Source organism: Bacteroides gallinaceum, assembly GCF_030373775.1.
Lineage (GTDB): Bacteria > Bacteroidota > Bacteroidia > Bacteroidales > Bacteroidaceae > Phocaeicola > Phocaeicola excrementipullorum.
In genome coordinates this window covers 1-952 of sequence record NZ_JAUDEN010000077.1, presented here as the reverse complement: position 1 = coordinate 952, position 952 = coordinate 1, and the positions used below count along the sequence as shown (strand labels likewise).

The following is a 952-nucleotide window of genomic DNA, read 5'->3' as shown; positions in this document are numbered from 1 at the left end:
ATACCATGAAAAGACATGCATTTTTATTCGTTCTGGCGTTGGGCTCATCTTCCGTGTGGGGACAGCAGGCAAGCGTTTCCGGTCCCGACGGCCAGCTGAGAGTGGAGGTATCGGTTGAGGCGGGGATCCCGTCCTATTCGGTAACCTACAGGGGAAAGACCATTCTGGAGAAGTCGCCTCTGGGATTCGTTTCGAACGCGGGCGACTTCAGCAGGGGGATGGCCTACGCCGGTGAGAAGACCCGGAAGATAGAGGAGGACTACCGGATGGACCGCATCAAGCGCTCGGAAGTGGAGTACCGCGCGAACGAGCTGACGGTCACGCTCGAGAACGCCGGGAAGAAGCCGCTCGACGTGGTCTTCCGCGTGAGCGACAATGACCTTGCCTTCCGCTACGAGATGCCTCGCTACGGCGATACCGGAAGCATCGTCATCGAGAGGGAGGCGACGGGCTTCGACTTCCCGCAGCAGACCACCGTCTTCCTCACTCCCCAGAGCGACCCGATGATCGGGTGGAAGCGCACCAAGCCGAGCTATGAAGAGGAGTACATCACGGACGCCCCGCTCACGACCCGCTCGCAGTACGGGCGCGGATTCACCTTCCCCGGCCTGTTCCGCATCGGCGATGACGGCTGGGCGCTGGTGAGCGAAACGGGGGTTGACTCGAAGTACTGCGCCTCGCACCTGAGCGACGCAACGCCGGAGGGGCTCTTCACCGTAGCTTTCCCCATGCCGGAAGAGAACAACGGGAACGGAACCGTCGCGCCCGGCCTTGCCCTGCCCGGCGCAACCCCGTGGCGTACCGTGACGGTCGGCGACAATCTCAAGCCGATAGTCGAGACCACCGTACCCTGGGATGTGGTCGAACCGCGCTTCGCTTCGGAACATCTGTATAAATATGGTAAGGGAACATGGAGCTGGATCGTATGGCAGGACGCGAGCATCAACTACGA

General features: G+C 61.3%; 1 protein-coding gene. It reads left to right on the top strand.

Annotated elements, in window-relative coordinates; all coding sequences use genetic code 11:
• Positions 1 to 5: 5 nt before the first annotated feature.
• The coding region (locus QUW60_RS15025; RefSeq protein WP_289561506.1) for a glycoside hydrolase family 97 N-terminal domain-containing protein at positions 6 to 952 on the top strand (947 nt) is incomplete at its 3' end.